The sequence below is a fragment of the Pseudomonas sp. App30 genome, assembly GCF_047947025.1.
Lineage (GTDB): Bacteria > Pseudomonadota > Gammaproteobacteria > Pseudomonadales > Pseudomonadaceae > Aquipseudomonas.
In genome coordinates, this window is sequence record NZ_CP133165.1 from 5,883,575 (window position 1) to 5,899,919 (window position 16,345).

A 16,345-nucleotide genomic window follows, 5' to 3' on the forward strand; every position below is an offset into this window, starting at 1 on the left:
GGGCAGCGATCATATCAATAAGCAATGATTCGCATTCTGATTTTTACACTTTGGTACATTTGTAAAGCATCAGAACGAAGTGGCCACGCTGGCGTAGACGGCCTGGCCGTGCTGGTTGTAGGTGGCCGCGCCGGCGCTGTTGGAGTTGCCTTCGCGGTACAGCTTCTTGTCGAAGAGGTTGTTCACGCCGGCGCCCAGGCGCACGTTCTTGGTCACCTGGTAGCCGACGTTGAGGTTCACCAGGCTGTAGGCGCCCACCTCGTCGGTGTTCACGCCGGCGGCGTCGACCTTGGTGGTGCCCACGGTCGGTGGCTTCTGGCGGCCGAAGCTGGTGATGCTCAGCTGGGTGGAGAACTTGTCGTTCACCTGCCAGTCCAGCATCGAGTTGACCGTGTACTTGGGAATCATCGACAGCACGTTGCCGGTGTCCAGGTCCTTGTTTTCCTGCATGTAAGTGCCGTTGGTGGTCCAGGTCAGGTTGTCGGCCAGCGGTACCGTCAGGTTGGCTTCCAGGCCCTGGGTCACGGCCTTCCTGGCGTTCTCCCACTTGAGAATCATGTTGCCACCCGAGGAGTAGCCCAGCACGTCGGTGCCGGCCACTACCTTGTTGTGGTAGTCGTTGCGGAAGAAGGTCAGGCCCGCCACCCAGCCGTCGCGCTTGAACTGCAGGCCGATTTCCTTGTTGACGCTGGTCTCGGCCTTGAGGTCGTCGTTGCCCTGGATATAGCAGCTGCCGGTGCTGCCGATGGGGCAGCCGTTGCCCGAACTCAGCAGCAGGTAATTAGGGTCGAGCTGGTACAGGTTCGGCGCCTTGAACGCGCGGGCGATACCGGCCTTCAGGGTGAAGTCCTGGTTGAGCTTCTGCGACATGTTCAGGCTGGGCGACCAGTTCACGCCGAAGTTAGTGTGGTCGTCCATGCGCACGCCGGGGGTCAGGGTGGCGCCTTCCCAGGGCTCGATATTGTCCTCGGCGAACAGCGAGCCGATGTTGGCCGCCGCCTTGCTGCTGCGCGTGCCCGAGGCCAAGCCGGCGATGCTGTCGGCGCTGGTGCTGCCGTTGTAGTAGCTGCCCGAGGACAGCGCTTGGCTGGTGGAGGCCGGGTCATCGAGTTCCTGGCGGTTGAACTCGCCGCCCAGGGTCAGCACCTGGGGCAGGCGGGTGGCCAGCGGCAGGTTGAATTCGCCGTGGGCCAGGTAGCTTTTCAGGTCGCTGGTGGAGAAGTCGGTGGAGTCGATGGTGCCTTCCACGCCACCGGTCAGGCCCTCGTCCAGGCGGCGGTTGCGGGTGTGCTCGTACTGCAGGAAGAACTTGCTGGTGCCGAAGTCCCAGTCGCCGTTGTGGGTGATGGCGAAGTTGTTGCGGTACATCACGTTGGTCTCGCGGCCTACCCACGGCGCGGCGCTGGCGGCCTTCTTGCTGGTCAGGCTCTGGTTGTACTGGTTGTCGCCGGCGTAGATGTTGCCCTGGCGGCTGTAGCTGGCGTCGAAGTCGAGGCTCTGGCGGTCATCCAGTTTCCAGCTCAGGCGGCCGTTGATGTCCTTGTTGCGCACGCCCTCGGCGCCCGAGGCGGCGGCCTCGCCGGCGGCTTCGTGGCCCACGTTGATGTCGCTGCTGTCGCGGTCGGTCTTGCTCAGGTTGCCGTACACCCGGTAGGTCAGGTTGTCGGTCAGCGGGCCGCTGAGGCCGAAGGTGGCACGCTTGGTGGCGCCCTCGTCCTTGTCCTTGGGCATGTCGGTGTAGACGCTGAAGTTGCCGTGGGTTTCTTGGGTGGGCTGCTTGGTGATGATGTTCACCACGCCGCCCGCCGCGCCGTTGCCGTAGCGGGCGGCGGCGGGGCCGCGCAGCACTTCGATGCGCTGCACTTCATCGGCTGGCACCCAGTTGGTGTCGCCGCGGGTGTCACGGTCGCCGGTGCGGCCGTAGCGCACCGAGTTGCGCGACTCCACCGGCAGGCCGTCGATCAGGATCAGGGTGTTCTCCGGGCCCATGCCGCGAATGTCGATCTGGCGGTTGTTGCCGCGCACGCCGCTGGCGCTGTTGCCGGTGAGGTTGACGCCGGGCATCTTGCGGATGATGTCGGACAGGTCGTTCACCGGCGGGGCTTTCTGGATATCGTCGGCGGTGATCACGGACACGCCCGGCGCCTGCTTGAGTTCTTTCTCGGCGGTGACCAGGGTGTTGTCCAGGGTGATGGCAGCGTCTTCGGCCAGCAGCGCGGGTGAGACGGAGGCCGCCAGGATGGCCAGCGTGAGACGACTGAGTGAGGCATGAAAAAGCACGACGATAACTCCCCTTGAGTGATTGAGGCCCCAGCCGCGGCAGTCCATGTCGCAGGGCGGGGCAGTCGTCCAGACGGGGGGCGATGATAGGGTGTCGTAATTGAGAGTAAATCGTATTTACAAAATTTACCCGCAGCGCCGGTTTGTAAATTTCGTAAAGGTGGTTTGGCTATATTTGATAACAATTATAATTTGCATCCGAGTCGCCCCGTAGTCCGCCGAGAGCTTGCCCCGTGATTGCCAGTACCTGCCCACCTGTTGCCGCGCCGCGAATCCTCGCCGTGGAAGACGACCTGTTGCTTGCCGCCCACCTGGGCCAGCACCTGCGCAAGCGCGGCTTCGAGGTGACGGTGTGCAACGACGTGGCCGGCAGCGACGACCTGCACGACTGGCGCGGCTACGACCTGATCCTCATGGACATCATGCTGCCCAGCCGCGACGGCCTGAGCCTGCTGGGCCAGTTGCGGCGGCAGAACCGCGTGCCGGTGATTCTGATGTCGGCCCTGGGCGCCGAGCAGGACCGCATCGTCGGCTTCAGCCAGGGCGCCGACGACTACCTGCCCAAGCCGTTCAGCATGGGCGAGATGGACGTGCGCATCGACGCCGTGCTGCGCCGCGTGGCCTACGAGCGCACGCCGCCGGTGTGCCACGCGAGCGGGGCGCTGCGCCGCTGCGACGACGGCAGCCAGGACCTGGTGCTGGGCCACGCGCGCGCCGGGCTGACGCCGGTAGAGTTCCGGCTGATGGAAACCCTGCTGGCCAACCCCGAGGAAGTGCTGAGCAAGACCTTCCTCTACCAGCGCGTGCTGCACCGCCCCTATTCGCTGCAGGACCGGGTGCTGGACCTGCACGTCAGCCACGTGCGCCGCAAGCTGGCGGCCATCGGTTTCGAGGGCCGGGTGGAGACGGTGTGGGGCAAGGGCTACGTGCTGAGGAACCAGCCATGAAGCTGCCCGGGCGTCATTCGCTGTTCTGGAGCCTGAGCGGGCTGCTGCTGGTGCTGATCCTGTTGATCATCTGCGTCAGCCGTTCCTGGGGCATGCATTTCGAGCGCGAGGGCTATCGCCTGTCGCCCGCGGCGCAGAACACCTTGCAGGGCTATGCCGCCGAAGCCGAGGCAGTGTGGCGCAACGGCGGCCCGGCGGAAATCGACCGCTGGCTGCTGCAGTTCAACGCCCGCGAACCGGGCTGGGCAGTGCTGCTGGGCCCCGACCTGCAACCCCTGGGCGAGCGCCGCCTGAGCGGCGTGGAGCGCCACCGCCTGGGCTTCGCCCGCGAGCTGGACTGGGCCATGAGCGACCGCGCCCGCGAGCGGCCGATCATAAAGATCGCCTTCCCGGTGGACCCCGGCAGCGGGCAGCTGGTGATGCGCCTGCCCGAACGTTTCGTGCCCACCACCTCGGTGGGTTGGCAGGTGGTGGCCCACTGGCTGGTGCCTGGCGCCCTGGCGCTGCTGCTGGGCGCCTTGCTGTACCGGCTGCTGATCGGCCCGCTGGCGCACCTGCATGCCTACGCCAATGCCCTGCGCGAAGGCCAGTTGGGCGCGCGGCTGGACCCGGCCATCAGCCGCCGTGGCGACGAGCTGGGCGACCTGGGCCGCGCCTTTCATCACATGGCCGACCGCCTGCAACGCACCGTGGCGCTGCAACGGCGGCTGCTGCGCGACATGTCCCACGAACTGCGCACGCCCCTGAGCCGCCTGCAGGTGGCGGTGGAAAGCGACGCCGACGCCGAGGCCCTGCGCCAGCGCCTGGCGCGTGAGGTGCAGGGCATGCGCCAGCTGGTGGACGACACCCTGGAGCTGGTGTGGCTGGACACCGAACGCCCGCAGCTGGCGCTGGACGCCGTGGACGTCGGTACCTTGTGGGAGATGCTGCGCGAGGACGCCTGCTTCGAGTCCGGCTGGCAGCCCGAGCAGCTGCCCAACACCCTGGGCGACGCCTGCTGGGTGCGTTGCCACCTCAACGGCCTGGCCCAGGCCTTGGAAAACATCCTGCGCAACGCCATCCGCCATTCCCCCAGCCACGGCCAGGTGCGCCTGGGCGGCCGGCGCGAGGCGGATCACTGGCACTTGTGGATCGATGACCAGGGCCCCGGCGTGGCCGAGGGCGCGCTGGAGGGCATCTTCGAACCCTTCACCCGCCTCAGCGCCAGCCGCCCGGGGGGCGACGGTTTTGGCCTGGGCCTGACCATCGCCCGCTGCCGGGTGCAGTTGCAGGGCGGGGAACTGTGGGCGCAGAACCTTAACCCGGGGTTGCGGTTGAACCTGCGGTTGCCGGTGGCGTGATGGACCGTGTGGGCCTCGGACGCGATGTTGTGGGAGCTGGCTTGCCAGCGAGCTGTTGAGGCCCTAAAAACTCGCTGGCAAGCCAGCTCCCACAAAGACAGTCGCAGCCAGGGGCGGGCTACAAATACCCGCGGCGGGAGAGGTTGCGCATCAGCGCCGCTACGCCGAAGGTCCACGGCGGCGCCTGGTCGCTGCCGGTGACGTGGTTGTGCAACCCGCCCAGGGCCGGGCTGTGGATGCTGACACGGTCGCCGGCCTTGTGGGTGAAGCCCTGGCCGGGCTGGTCGCGGTCTTCGGTGGGGGCGAACAGCGTGCCCAGGAACAGCACGAAACCGTCGGGGTACTGGTGGTTGGCGTTCAGCGCCTGGCCGGCCAGGTCTTCGGGGTCGCGGCTGATCTGCGCCATGGAACTGCGGCCCTGCAGCACATAACCGTCTTCGCCCTCCACACGCAAACCCACCTCGCAGCCGCGCACCTCGTCCAGGCTGAAATGCTCGTCGAACAGCCGAATGAACGGCCCCAGCGCGCACGAGGCGTTGTTGTCCTTGGCCTTGCTCAGCAGCAGGGCGCTACGGCCCTCGAAGTCGCGCAGGTTGACGTCATTGCCCAGGGTGGCGCCATGAATGCGCCCGTGGCTGTCCACCGCCAGCACTACTTCAGGCTCCGGGTTGTTCCAGTGCGAGCCGGGGTGCACGCCAATGGCGCTGCCGCTGCCCACCGCGGCCAGCACCGGCGCCTTGGTGAAAATCTCGGCGTCGGGGCCGATGCCCACCTCCAGGTATTGCGACCACATCTGCTGTTCGATCAGCACCTGCTTGAGCTGCATGGCCTGGGGCGAGCCGGGCTGCAAGTCGCGCAGGTTGTCGCCGATCACCTCGTGCACCAGGGCGCGAATGCGCTCGGCCTGGCGCGCGTCGCCAGCGGCCTTTTCCTCGATCACCCGCTCGATCATGCTGGCCGCGAAGGTCACCCCGGCGGCCTTGATCACCTGCAGGTCGATGGGCGCCAGCAGGGAAGGGCGGCGGTCGTCGCGCTGTTCGCCGCTGTTGCCCAGCAGCGCCTCGACGCTGCCCAGGTCGGTGCCGCTGGCGCCGCGCACGGCGGCCAGCGGGTCGTGGCGGTTGAGCAGTTCGCTCACCGTGGCGAAGCTGGCGGTGCAGTCCAGCACACGGCCGTCGCGAATCACCACCACGGCGGGGCCGGCGATGGTGCCGGGGCACCAGGCGCGGCCGATCAGCGTGGCGCGTTGCCAGTCGTGGGGCAGGGAATTTTCAATGGTCAGTGACATAAGGCCGTCCTTGCACTCAGTGAGAATGGCGCGGCGCGCCGTTTTCCGGAATCACCCGCCAGTACAGCGTGGCCGGCTCCAGGCAACCGCCGGTGGACAATTGCCCCACCAGTTGCCGGTACAGCTCCTGCCATGGCGTCTGCGAGGGCGGAATGGCCGGCAGCGCCTCCTGGCGCCGCAGGTCCAGGGTGGCGTCATCCACCAGTAGGTTGACGCTGCGGCTGTTGAGGTCGATGCGCAGCGTGTCGCCGGTGCGCAGCAGCGCCAGGCCGCCGCCCACCGCCGCTTCCGGAGACATGTTGAGAATCGACGGGCTGGCCGAGGTGCCGCTCTGGCGGCCATCGCCCAGGCACGGCAGCGAGTCGATGCCGCGCTTGATCAGCTCGGCCGGCGGCGCCATGTTCACCACCTCGGCGCTGCCGGGGTAGCCCACGGTGCCGCAGCCGCGAATCACCAGGATGCAGCGCTCGTCCACTTCCAGCGCCGGGTCGTTGATGCGCGCCTGGTAGTCCTCCGGGCCGTCGAAGACGATGGCGCGGGCGTCGAAGCAGTTGGGCTGCTGCGGGTCGCTCAAATAGGTGCTGCGGAACGCCTCGCCGACCACCGACATCTTCATGATGGCGCTGTCGAAGAAGTTGCCGCTCAGCACGATGAAGCCGGCGCGGTGCTTGAGCGGTTCTTCGTAGCTGCGGATCACCTGGCGGTCGACGGTCTGCGCCGCCGCGACGATCTCGCCCATGCTGCGGCCGCTGACGCTACGACAGTCGCGGTGCAGGCGGCCGACCTTGTCCAGTTCGTGCATCACCGCCGGCACGCCACCGGCGCGGTGGAAGCCCTCGCCGAGGAATTCGCCGGCCGGCATGCAGTTCACCAGCAGCGGCACGTCTTCGCCCACCCGCTGCCAGTCGTCCAGGCTCAGGTCGATGCCACTGTGGCGGGCGATGGCGATCAGGTGCGGCGGGCAGTTGGTGGACGCGCCCAGGGCCGAGGCCACGGCGATGGCGTTCTCGAACGCGGCGTGGGTCATGATCTGCGAGGGGCGCACGTCCTCGCGCACCAGGTCGACGATGCGCAGGCCGGTGGCGTAGGCCATCTGCCCGCGCTCGCGGTACGGCGCCGGAATGCTCGCGCAGCCGGGCAGCGACATGCCCAGGGCTTCGGCCAGGGCGTTCATCGATAGCGCCGTGCCCATGGTGTTGCAGTGGCCGATGGAGGGCGAGGCGGCGGTGGTCATCTCCATGAAGCCTTCGTAGTCGATGTCGCCGGCGGCCAGCAGGTTGCGCGCATGCCACAGCACCGTGCCCGAGCCGATCAGCTTGCCCTTGTGCCAGCCGTCCAGCATCGGCCCGCCCGACAGCACAATCGACGGCAGGTCGGTGGTGGCGGCCGCCATCAGGCACGCCGGGGTGGTCTTGTCGCAGCCGGTGGTCAGCACCACGCCGTCCAGCGGGTAGCCGTGCAGCACTTCCACCAGGCCCAGGTAGGCAAGGTTGCGGTCCAGCGCCGCGGTGGGCCGGCGCGACTGCTCGGCGATGGGGTGCACGGGGAATTCCATGGGAATGCCGCCGGCGTCGCGAATGCCGTCCTTGACCCGTTTGGCCAGTTCGATGTGGTGGCGGTTGCAGGGCGTCAGGTCGCTGCCGGTCTGGGCGATGCCGATGATCGGCCGGCCCGACTGCAGCTCGGCGCGGGTCAGGCCCTGGTTCATGTAGCGTTCGGTGTACAGCGCGGTCAGGTCGGCGTGGCTGGGGTCGTCGAACCACAGTTGGCTGCGCAGGCGGCGGGGTGGGGTTTGGCTCATGGCAGGCTCCGGGGCGTCAGGCAGGCAGTTGGTTGTGGCGGCGCAATTGGCGGATCAGGGCGGCGTGGTCCAGGTCACCGTCGCCGGCGTCCACCAGCGCGCTGAACAGGCCATCCACCAGGGTCGCCACCGGCAGGCTCAGGCCCAGGCCGTGGGCATGGGCCAGGGCGGTGCGGGTGTCCTTGAGCTGCCATTTGGCCGGGCCGCCGGGGGTAAATTCATCGTCGATCATGCGCTGGCCGTGCTGGCGCCAGATGGGCGAATCAACGAAGCCGCCCATCAGCGCTTCATGCACCTTGGCCGGGTCGGCGCCGCCGCGTTCGGCCAGCAACAGGCCTTCGGCGACGGTGGCGATGGTGCTGGCGACAATCAGCTGGTTCACCAGCTTGGCCAGTTCACCGCTGCCCGCCGGGCCCACCAGCACCGGCCGGCCCATGGCCGCCAGCACCGCCAGGCCCTGCTCGAACGCCTGCGGCGTGCCGCCGGCCATGATCGCCAGGCTGCCCTCGCGGGCGCCGCGCTCGCCGCCCGACACCGGTGCGTCCAGGTACTCAAGGCTCAACTCGGTGCAGCGGCGGGCGTGGTCGGTGGCGGCGTCCACCGGTATCGAACTCATCACCACCACCAGCGCGCCTGGGCGCAGGGCCAGGGCGGCGCCATTGGCGCCGAACAACACGTCGGTGCAGGTCGGCCCGTCGCTGAGCATGCAAATCAGTACATCGGCGCCCTGGGCAGCCGCCGCGGCGCTGTCCAGCACCTGGGCGCCGTCGGCGGCCAGCGCGGCGGCCTTGGCCGGCGAGCGGTTCCAGGCGCGCACGTGGAAGCCGGCGCGCAGCAGGCAGCGCACCATGGGCGCGCCCATGATGCCGGTGCCGATGAAGGCGATAACGGGGTGGCTCATGCCTTGTCTCCAATCAGGGTGGCGTCGGCCGCAGGTGCCGGGCGGCGGGGCATCAGCATCATGCCGATGCCGGCCGCGCCCACCAGGGCGGCGATCACCAGGAAGCCCGGCGTGTAGCTGCCGGTGGTGGTGTAGAGCAGGCCGGTGAGATACGGCCCGGAGAAACCGCTGAGGTTGCCGATGGAGTTGATCAGGCCGATGCCGGCAGCGGCACCCACCCCGGTCAGCACCTGGCCCGGCACGGCCCAGAACACGTTGATGGCGCTGTACACGCCGATGGCCAGCAGCACGAAGCCGATGACGATGATCCACGGTTGGTTGATCAACAGCGCCAGGGCGATCGACACCGACGCCAGCAACGCGGCGCCGCCGGCGTGCCAGTGGCGCTCTTGCAGGCGGTCGGAACGGCGGCTCCAGAGAATCATCGCCACCGCCGCCAGGGCGTAGGGAATGGCGCTGATCAGGCCGTTCTGCATCAGCCCCAGGTCCAGGCCGAACGAGGCGCGGAACGACTGCAGCACGCTGGGCAGGAAGAAGTTCATGGCGTTGGAGCCCGAGGTGATGCCGAAATACACCAGCGCCAGCAGCCACACCTGACGGTTGCCCAGGGCTCTGCGAATCATCTGGCCTTTACTCAGGCCGGCGTCCACCGCCAGCGCCTTGCTGCGTTCTTCGCGCTCCAGGGTGTCCATCAGCCATTGCCGTTGCTGCGGCGTCAGCCAGTGGGCGTCGGCGGGGCGGTCGGTGAGGTAGAAGTAGCAGACCACGCCCAGCAGGATTGCCGGCACGCCTTCGGCGATGTACATCAGCCGCCAGCCGACCACGCCGATGCTGTCGCCCAGCTGCATCAGCCCCACCGACAACGGTGCACCGATCACCTGGGCAATCGGCACGCCGAGGTAGAAGGTGGCGATCATCCGCGCCCGGTAGCGGCTGGGGAACCACAGTGACAGCAGGTAGATCACCCCGGGGAAGAACCCGGCCTCGGCGATGCCCAGCAGCACGCGCAGGGTGATGAAGTGCCCGGCGGTCTGCAGCAGGCCCATGGCGCCGGCGATCAGGCCCCAGGTCACCATGATGCGGGCAATCCACACTCGCGCGCCGAAGCGGTGCAGCATGATGTTGCTGGGCACCTCGAACAGGAAGTAGCCGAGGAAGAAGATCCCGGCGCCCAGGCCATAGATGGTCTGGTTGATGCCAATGTCCTGGTTCATTTTCAACGCGGCGAAACCGACGTTGGTGCGGTCCAGGAAGGCCACCACGAACAGTAGGATGAGGAAGGGCACCAGGCGTCTGGTCACGCGGCTGATGGTCTGTTTTTCAAGGTCCAGGATGGCTGGATCGGGTGTGTTCATGTCGCGTGGCCTCGCCTTGTTATTGTTGTGGGGGCGTGTGCAAGCGGTGTCGGCTAGCGGGGGGCGGTGTCCTCGATGTGTGCTTGCACGATGGCGTCGAAATCGGCGTCGGCGCTGAAGCCCAGGCCGCTGGCGTAGGGCGCCTCGACTTGGCTGGGCCAGCCTTCGACGATGCGCTGGATGGTGGCGTCGGGTTCCCAGCGAATCAGTTTTACCGCCTCGGGACCGGCCACGCGCTCCAGCGCCTTGACCATGTCGGCGACAGTGGTGGTCAGGCCGGGCAGGGGGATCACTCGCTGGCTGCCCAGGGTCTCGGGGGCCAGGGTCATGCCCAGCAGCATCGCTTCCACCGCGCGGCGCGGCGACGACAGGTACACCTGGGTGTCGGGGCGCACCGGGCACACGGCGGGCAGGCCCACCAGCGGCTCGCGGATGATGGAACTGAAGAAGGTCGAGGCAGCCTTGTTCGGCTTGCCCGGGCGCACGGCGATGGTCGGCAGGCGCAGCACGCGGCCGTCGATAAAGCCTTTGCGCGCATAGTCGGCCACCAGCAATTCACCCACGGCTTTCTGCATGCCATAGGAGGACTGCGGGGTCAGCGCGGTGTCGTCGTTGACCACCGCCGGCAGCGTGCCGCCAAACACCGCGAAGCCGCTGGCGTACACCACGCGCGGCTGCCGGCCTTGCTGGCGCAGGGTCTCGAGCAGGGTCATGAGGCCGTGCAGGTTGACCTGCATGCCCAGGTCGAAATCGGCCTCGGCGGCGCTGCTGACCACGGCTGCCAGGTGCCACACCAGGTCCACGCCGTCGGTGACCCGGGCCAGGGTGGTGGCGTCGCTGACGTCGCCGGTAATCACCTCCACGCGCGGGTCCGTGGGCACGCCTTCGCCCTCGAAGGCGTCGAACAGCACGATGCGTTCGATGGGCTGGGCGGCTTGGCCCTGCAGGGTGACGCTGCCCAGGTCCAGCAGGCGCTGGGCCAGTTGCTTGCCGATGAAACCGGTGCCACCGGTGATCAGAATGCGCATGATGTTTTCCTTGTTCTTATGGTTTCAATGCCCCCGTAGCAGCTGCCGAAGGCTGCGTCCGCCCCACCGCTGTGGCGCAAGGGACGCGGCCTGCGGCCGCTGCTACGGGTTAGTCGGCTTGGGTGGTGCGTTGGCGTTGTTCGCCCAGGCCGGTGATGCCCAGGCGCATTTCCTGGCCAGGGCGCAGGAACACCGGATTGGGCTTGATGCCCAGGCCCACCCCCGGCGGGGTGCCGGTAGAAATGATGTCCCCCGGCTGCAGTGACATGCAGCGGCTCAGGTAGGCGATCAGCGCTGGGATCTGGAACACCAGCGTGCGCGTGTTGCCGTGCTGGTAACGGTGGCCGTCCACTTCCAGCCACAGGTCCAACTGGTGCGGGTCGGCGATTTCATCGCGGGTCACCAGCCACGGGCCGATGGGGCCGAAGGTGTCGAAGCCCTTGCCCTTGTCCCAGGTGCCGCCGCGCTCCAGCTGCCATTCGCGTTCGGAAACGTCGTTGATCACGCAGTAGCCGGCCACGTGGTCCATGGCACTGGCCTCGCTGATGTAGCGCCCGGCCTTGCCGATCACCACGCCCAGCTCCACTTCCCAGTCGGTCTTCGTCGAGCCGCGGGGTATTTCGACGTTGTCGTTGGGGCCGCAGATGGCGCTGGTCCACTTGTTGAAAATCACCGGTTCGCTGGGCACCGCCATGCCCGATTCGGCGGCGTGGTCGGCGTAGTTCAGGCCGATGCAGACGAACTTGCCCACCTGGCCCACGCACGGGCCGATGCGCGGGCTGCCCGGCACCGCCGGCAGGCTGCGGGGGTCCAGTTGCGCAAGCTTCGCCAGGCTGGCGGCTTCCAGGGTGGCGCCGCCGATGTCGTGCACGTGGCCGCTGAGGTCGCGCAGTTGGCCCTGGTCATCCAGCAGGCCGGGTTTTTCCTGGCCCTTGGGGCCGTAACGCAGCAGTTTCATGGTCAGTTCCTGGTCAGGGGGATTAGTTGCTCATGCCGCCGTCGATGACGTGCACGCCACCGGTGGTGTAGGCGCTGGCGTCGGAGCCGAGGTACACCGCCAGCCGGGCGATTTCCTCGGGGGTGCCCAGGCGGCCCATGGGCTGGCGGGCGACGAAGGCCTGGTACACCTCGGCCTCGCTGCGGCCTTCGGCGCGGGCCTGCTCGGTGATGCGCTGGCGCAGCGACGGCGAGTCGACGGTGCCGGGGCAGATGGCGTTGCAGCGGATGCCCTTGGCCACGTAGTCGGCGGCCACGGACTTGGTCAGGCCGATGACCGCCGCCTTGCTGGCCGAATAGGCGAAGCGGTTGGGCACCGCCTTCACGCTGCCCGCCACCGAGGCCATGTTGACGATGCTGCCGCTGCCCGCCGCCAGCATGCCCGGCAGCACGCCGCGGATCATGCGGTACATGGCGGTCACGTTGAGGTCGAAGGAACGCTGCCAGGCCTCGTCGTCGCAGGCCAGCAGGTTGCCGCTGTGCACGAAGCCGGCACAGTTGAACAGCACATCGAGGGTGCCCACCTGGGCGGTCAGCTGCTGCACGGCCCGGGCGTCGGTGACGTCCAGGGCCAGGGCCTGGATGCCCGGCACATCACGCAGGCTGTCGATGCGCAAATCGGTGGCAATCACCTCAAAGCCGGCCTGCTGAAAGGCCAGTACCGAGGCGCGGCCGATGCCCTGGGCGGCGGCGGTGATGAGAACGCGTTTTCCGGTGACGGTCATGGCGGGTCATCCTGTTGTTATTGTGGGTCAACACTAGAACGCCTTGCCGATAAGCGCCAATGAGATATCCTCAAGGTTCAATAACCGGGGGTTATCGCATGGCGGATGTTTCGTTCAACCAACTGTGCAACTGGCTGCGCTTTCGCCACCTGGTGCTGATCGACACCCTGGCGCGCACGCGCAACATGCACGCCACGGCGGAGCAGATGAGCATCAGCCAGCCGGCCGTGAGCAAGATGCTGCGCGAGGCGGAGAAAATGCTCGGCTTCGACCTGTTCCAGCGCCTGCCGCGCAGCCTGGTGCCCACCGACCTGGGCGTGCACGTGGCGCGCTACGCGCAAATCGCCCTGAACGACGCCCGCCACTTCGTCGGCCAGGTCAACGACCTGCGTGAAGGCGGCCACGGCCTGCTGAAAATCGGCACCATCTTTGCCCCCACCTCCCAGGCGTTGCCCCAGGCCATCGTCGGCATCAAGCAGCGCTGGCCGCTGCTGACCCTGGACGTGCTGGAGGGCACCAGCGCCAACCTGCTGAGCCTGCTGGAGCACAAGCAGCTGGACCTGGTGATCGCCCGTTTCACCCTCGACCGCCACCGCCAGCTCTTCGACTTCCGCGCCCTGGCCCCCGAGCCGCTGTGCCTGGTAGCCGGCAGCCAACACCCGCTGGCCGGCAACAGCGACCTGCCACTGGCCGAGCTGGGCAACTGGCCGTGGATCGTCTACCCCGCCGGCACGCCCATGCGCGCGCGCCTGGAGCGCGCCTTCGCCGAAGCCGGCATGGCCTCGCCGGGCAACACCGTGGAGACCATCTCCATGCAGACCACCCTGCAACTGCTGCAGACCGCGCCGATGCTGGCGATGCTGGCCGAGTCCATGGTCGAGCCGGACATCCGCGCAGGCAGGTTGACGCGCCTGAACCTGCCGTTCCCGCTGGTGCTGGATGATTACGGCGTGATCACCCGCCGCAACGAGGTGCCGGGGTGGGCGGCGCAGGCGTTCGCCGATCAACTGCTGGGCGCCGCAGAACCGTAGCCGCAGCCTGGCGGCAGCGGCTACGCGAACGGTGTGGGCTGGCGCAGAAAGGCGCCACGCGCCTCAATCACCTCAAGCACCGCGCAACCCTCTTCCAACAACAGGTTCACGGTGGTGGCCACGGCTTTTGAGGGTTTGCATAAACTCTTGCGCGGTGCAACCGCTTGTAGCCGCTGCCGCAGGCTGCGCTGGCCCGCGTGAACCCTGAAAATCTCCAGCGAGGCAGGGGGCCAGCGCAGCCTGGCGGCAGCGGCTACGCGAACGGTGTGGGCTGGCGCAGAAAGGCGCCACGCGCCTCAATCACCTCAAGCACCGCGCAACCCTCTTCCAACAACAGGTTCACGGTGTTGGCCACGGCTTTTGACGGTTTGCATAAACTCTTGCGCGGTGCAAGCGCTTGTAGCCGCTGCCGCAGGCTGCGCTGGCCTGCGTGCACCCTGAAAATCTCCAGTGAGGCAGGGGACCAGCGCAGCCTGGCGGCAGCGGCTACGGGGCAGGGTTGGGGCCTAGGCTAACCTCCGCACACAACCCCCCACCCTCACGGTTATACAACCGCAACGTCCCGCCAAGACTTTCAGCCAACTGCACCGCAATCGCCAACCCCAACCCGGTCCCACCCGTGTCGCGGTTGCGCGAACTTTCCAGCCGGTAGAACGGCTGCAGCACCTGCGCCAACGCTTCTTCGGGAATGCCCGGGCCACGGTCCAGCACGCGCAGGGTGCAGCCGCCCTCCGTCAGCACCTGCACCTGGGCGGCGCCGGCGAATTTCAGGGCGTTGTCGATCAGGTTGGTCAGCAGCCGCCGCAGCGCCTGGGGGCGGGTGTCCAGCACCAGGTTGCCTGCGGCCGCCAGTTGCACGTCCTTGCCGGTGTCGTGGTAGTCGCCCACCAGGCTTTCCAGGAAGGGCGTGAGTTGCAGGCGGCAGCTGGCTTCGCTGGACGGTTCGGTGCTGCGGGCGTAGGCCACGCCTTCCTTGACCAGGTGCTGGATCTCGCCCAGGTCGCTCCACAGCTTGTCCTTGTCGGGGCTGTCGTCCATGAACTCCACGCGCAGTTTCATGCGGGTGATGGGGGTTTGCAGGTCGTGGGAGATGGCGGCCAGCAGTTGCACGCGCTCTTTGACGTAGGCGGCGATGCGCCCCTGCATGCTGTTGAAGGCGATGGCGGCGTAGGCCACCTCGGTGGGGCCCTGTTCGTCCAGGTGCACGGGGTGCTGCTTGAGGTCGAGGTTGTCCACTGCCTTGGCCAGCCGCGTTAGCGGGCGGATGGCGGTGCGCACCGCCAGCCAGGTGGCAGCCAGCAGCAACGCCAGTTGCCCGGCCAGGGTCACCGGCAGCCACGGCGACACCGGGCTGACCGAGGGGCGTACGTCGATGGTCAGCGGCTGGCCGTCCTTAAGGCGCAGGTGCGCCTGGTAGTGCGGGCGGCTGTCGGGGATGTCGCGAAAGCTCAGGGCGTAGTCGGGCGCCAACGTCATGCGCATGGACTGCACCGAGGTGGGCTCGCTGCCACTGTCCATGGCCTGGCCGGGGGCGCCTTCGTCCAATTGGTAGCGGTAGTTGGGGCGCTCCAGGCGCTTGAGCCAGGCCGGCCGTTCCGCCGCTGGCAGGCGGTCGAGGATGGCCACCGAGGTGGCGACGTCGCGCTCGAAGTTGCCCAGCATCAGGGTCTTGGCGCTGCTGTAGCGCTCGTACGCCTGCAGCGCCACGGCCAGGCCCTGGGCCAGCACCAGGCTGGTGAGGAAAATCAGCGACAGGCGCGAGGCGAGGGTGCGCGGCCAGCGCAGCCGGTGCTTCACGGCGCGTCCCCGAGCAGTTGCACCGGGAAGCTGAACACGTAGCCTTCGTTGCGCACGGTCTTGATGTAGGCGGGGTCGCGGGCGTCGTCCAGCAGGCGCTGGCGCAGGCGGCTGACCATCAGGTCGATGGAGCGGTCGAACAGGTCGACGTCGCGGCCCTGGGTCAGGTTCAGCAGCTGGTCGCGGCTCAGCACCCGCTGCGGGTGGTCGAGGAACACCCGCAGCATGCGGTACTCGGCGCCGCTCAGGGCCACCACTGAGTCGTCGGCGGCCAGCAGGTGCCGCGCCGTGGTGTCCAGGCGCCACACACCGAAGGCCAGCTGCCGCGATTGTTCGCTGACCACAAGGTTGGGCGGCAACATGCGCGTGCGGCGCAGCACGGCGTTGATGCGTGCCAGCAGTTCGCGGGCCACGAAGGGTTTTACCAGGTAGTCGTCGGCGCCCATTTCCAGGCCGATGATGCGGTCGGTGTCGTCGTCGCGGGCGGTCAGCATCAGTACCGGAATGTAGCGGTGCTTGCCGGCGCGCAGCTCGCGGCACAGCACCAGGCCATCGTCGCCGGGCAGCATGATGTCCAGCACGATCAGGTCCACCTGGCCGGCTTCCAGGAAGCTGCGCATGGCCCGCCCATCGGCGGCCAGGGTTACGCGAAAACCGTTCTTTTTCAGGTAGTTGCCTACCAGCTCGCGGATGTCACGATCGTCGTCGACGATCAATACGTGGTCGGCGCGGGAGTCCATGGCGGCGTCCTTGCATCAGGGGAATGGTGGCCAGTCTAGCAAGCCAGGGAGGGGCTAATGTATCTGTTTGTATCTGGAACTGGACCCGATACATAACCCGGCTTTTGCCGCCCGCT

The 16,345-nt window shown here is 67.7% G+C and carries 13 protein-coding genes; 3 read left to right on the forward strand and 10 right to left on the reverse strand.

Going from position 1 to position 16,345, the window contains the following annotated elements; all coding sequences use genetic code 11:
- Window positions 1-69: 69 nt before the first annotated feature.
- Entirely contained in the window at window positions 70-2,280 is a 2,211-nt protein-coding gene (locus tag RAM80_RS27140) for a TonB-dependent siderophore receptor (protein WP_416423462.1), read from the reverse strand.
- A 233-nt stretch (window positions 2,281-2,513) separates the two neighbouring features.
- Here RAM80_RS27140 and RAM80_RS27145 point away from each other — a divergent pair, with 233 nt between their 5' ends.
- Together RAM80_RS27145 and RAM80_RS27150 are read left to right on the forward strand one after the other, a co-directional pair.
- Window positions 2,514-3,227, forward strand: a complete 714-nt coding sequence (locus RAM80_RS27145; RefSeq protein ID WP_416423463.1) for a response regulator transcription factor — start codon at window positions 2,514-2,516, stop codon at window positions 3,225-3,227.
- On the forward strand, window positions 3,224-4,567 hold the full coding sequence (locus RAM80_RS27150) for a histidine kinase sensor domain-containing protein (RefSeq protein WP_416423464.1): 1,344 nt from the start codon (window positions 3,224-3,226) through the stop codon (window positions 4,565-4,567). Before RAM80_RS27145 ends, RAM80_RS27150 begins: the two co-directional genes overlap by 4 nt.
- A gap of 118 nt (window positions 4,568-4,685) precedes the next feature.
- Here the strand turns inward: RAM80_RS27150 and RAM80_RS27155 are convergent, their stop codons facing one another.
- From RAM80_RS27155 to RAM80_RS27185, 7 genes are all read right to left on the reverse strand, one after another.
- Window positions 4,686-5,855 (reverse strand): fumarylacetoacetate hydrolase family protein, encoded by a 1,170-nt coding sequence (locus tag RAM80_RS27155; RefSeq protein ID WP_416423465.1) that lies wholly within the window; start codon window positions 5,853-5,855, stop codon window positions 4,686-4,688.
- 16 nt (window positions 5,856-5,871) lie between these two features.
- Window positions 5,872-7,656: an IlvD/Edd family dehydratase gene (locus RAM80_RS27160; protein ID WP_416423466.1), complete on the reverse strand. Its 1,785-nt coding sequence runs from the start codon at window positions 7,654-7,656 to the stop codon at window positions 5,872-5,874.
- Window positions 7,657-7,672: 16 nt separating this feature from the next.
- Window positions 7,673-8,557, reverse strand: a complete 885-nt coding sequence (locus tag RAM80_RS27165; protein ID WP_416423467.1) for an NAD(P)-dependent oxidoreductase — start codon at window positions 8,555-8,557, stop codon at window positions 7,673-7,675.
- Window positions 8,554-9,912, reverse strand: a complete 1,359-nt coding sequence (locus tag RAM80_RS27170) for an MFS transporter (protein ID WP_416423468.1) — start codon at window positions 9,910-9,912, stop codon at window positions 8,554-8,556. The genes RAM80_RS27165 and RAM80_RS27170 overlap by 4 nt, the downstream gene beginning before the upstream one ends.
- 53 nt (window positions 9,913-9,965) lie before the next feature.
- Complete coding sequence (gene denD / locus RAM80_RS27175; protein ID WP_416423469.1) at window positions 9,966-10,940, reverse strand: D-erythronate dehydrogenase; 975 nt, start codon at window positions 10,938-10,940, stop codon at window positions 9,966-9,968.
- 109 nt (window positions 10,941-11,049) lie between these two features.
- Entirely contained in the window at window positions 11,050-11,898 is an 849-nt protein-coding gene (locus tag RAM80_RS27180; protein WP_416423470.1) for an ureidoglycolate lyase, read from the reverse strand.
- 22 nt (window positions 11,899-11,920) lie between these two features.
- On the reverse strand, window positions 11,921-12,661 hold the full coding sequence (locus RAM80_RS27185) for an SDR family oxidoreductase (protein ID WP_416423471.1): 741 nt from the start codon (window positions 12,659-12,661) through the stop codon (window positions 11,921-11,923).
- A gap of 98 nt (window positions 12,662-12,759) precedes the next feature.
- Here RAM80_RS27185 and RAM80_RS27190 point away from each other — a divergent pair, with 98 nt between their 5' ends.
- Window positions 12,760-13,692: a LysR family transcriptional regulator gene (locus RAM80_RS27190; RefSeq protein WP_416423472.1), complete on the forward strand. Its 933-nt coding sequence runs from the start codon at window positions 12,760-12,762 to the stop codon at window positions 13,690-13,692.
- A gap of 486 nt (window positions 13,693-14,178) precedes the next feature.
- Here the strand turns inward: RAM80_RS27190 and RAM80_RS27195 are convergent, their stop codons facing one another.
- Both RAM80_RS27195 and RAM80_RS27200 read right to left on the reverse strand, forming a co-directional pair.
- Window positions 14,179-15,489 carry a sensor histidine kinase gene (locus RAM80_RS27195; RefSeq protein ID WP_416423473.1) on the reverse strand — a complete coding sequence of 437 codons (1,311 nt, stop codon included), beginning with the start codon at window positions 15,487-15,489 and terminating at the stop codon, window positions 14,179-14,181.
- The gene (locus tag RAM80_RS27200; RefSeq protein ID WP_416423474.1) at window positions 15,486-16,229 is read right to left on the reverse strand and encodes a response regulator; all 744 of its coding nucleotides are present in this window, start codon (window positions 16,227-16,229) and stop codon (window positions 15,486-15,488) included. The genes RAM80_RS27195 and RAM80_RS27200 overlap by 4 nt, the downstream gene beginning before the upstream one ends.
- Window positions 16,230-16,345: the final 116 nt, after the last annotated feature.

Excerpts from the sequence above, each read along its gene's own strand:
- RAM80_RS27150 (WP_416423464.1), top strand. The coding sequence starts at position 3,224 with ATGAAGCTGCCCGGGCGTCATTCGCTGTTCTGGAGCCTGAGCGGGCTG.
- RAM80_RS27155 (WP_416423465.1), bottom strand. The coding sequence starts at position 5,855 with ATGTCACTGACCATTGAAAATTCCCTGCCCCACGACTGGCAACGCGCC.
- RAM80_RS27160 (WP_416423466.1), bottom strand. The coding sequence starts at position 7,656 with ATGAGCCAAACCCCACCCCGCCGCCTGCGCAGCCAACTGTGGTTCGAC.
- RAM80_RS27165 (WP_416423467.1), bottom strand. The coding sequence starts at position 8,557 with ATGAGCCACCCCGTTATCGCCTTCATCGGCACCGGCATCATGGGCGCG.
- RAM80_RS27170 (WP_416423468.1), bottom strand. The coding sequence starts at position 9,912 with ATGAACACACCCGATCCAGCCATCCTGGACCTTGAAAAACAGACCATC.
- denD (WP_416423469.1), bottom strand. The coding sequence starts at position 10,940 with ATGCGCATTCTGATCACCGGTGGCACCGGTTTCATCGGCAAGCAACTG.
- RAM80_RS27180 (WP_416423470.1), bottom strand. The coding sequence starts at position 11,898 with ATGAAACTGCTGCGTTACGGCCCCAAGGGCCAGGAAAAACCCGGCCTG.
- RAM80_RS27185 (WP_416423471.1), bottom strand. The coding sequence starts at position 12,661 with ATGACCGTCACCGGAAAACGCGTTCTCATCACCGCCGCCGCCCAGGGC.
- RAM80_RS27190 (WP_416423472.1), top strand. The coding sequence starts at position 12,760 with ATGGCGGATGTTTCGTTCAACCAACTGTGCAACTGGCTGCGCTTTCGC.
- RAM80_RS27200 (WP_416423474.1), bottom strand. The coding sequence starts at position 16,229 with ATGGACTCCCGCGCCGACCACGTATTGATCGTCGACGACGATCGTGAC.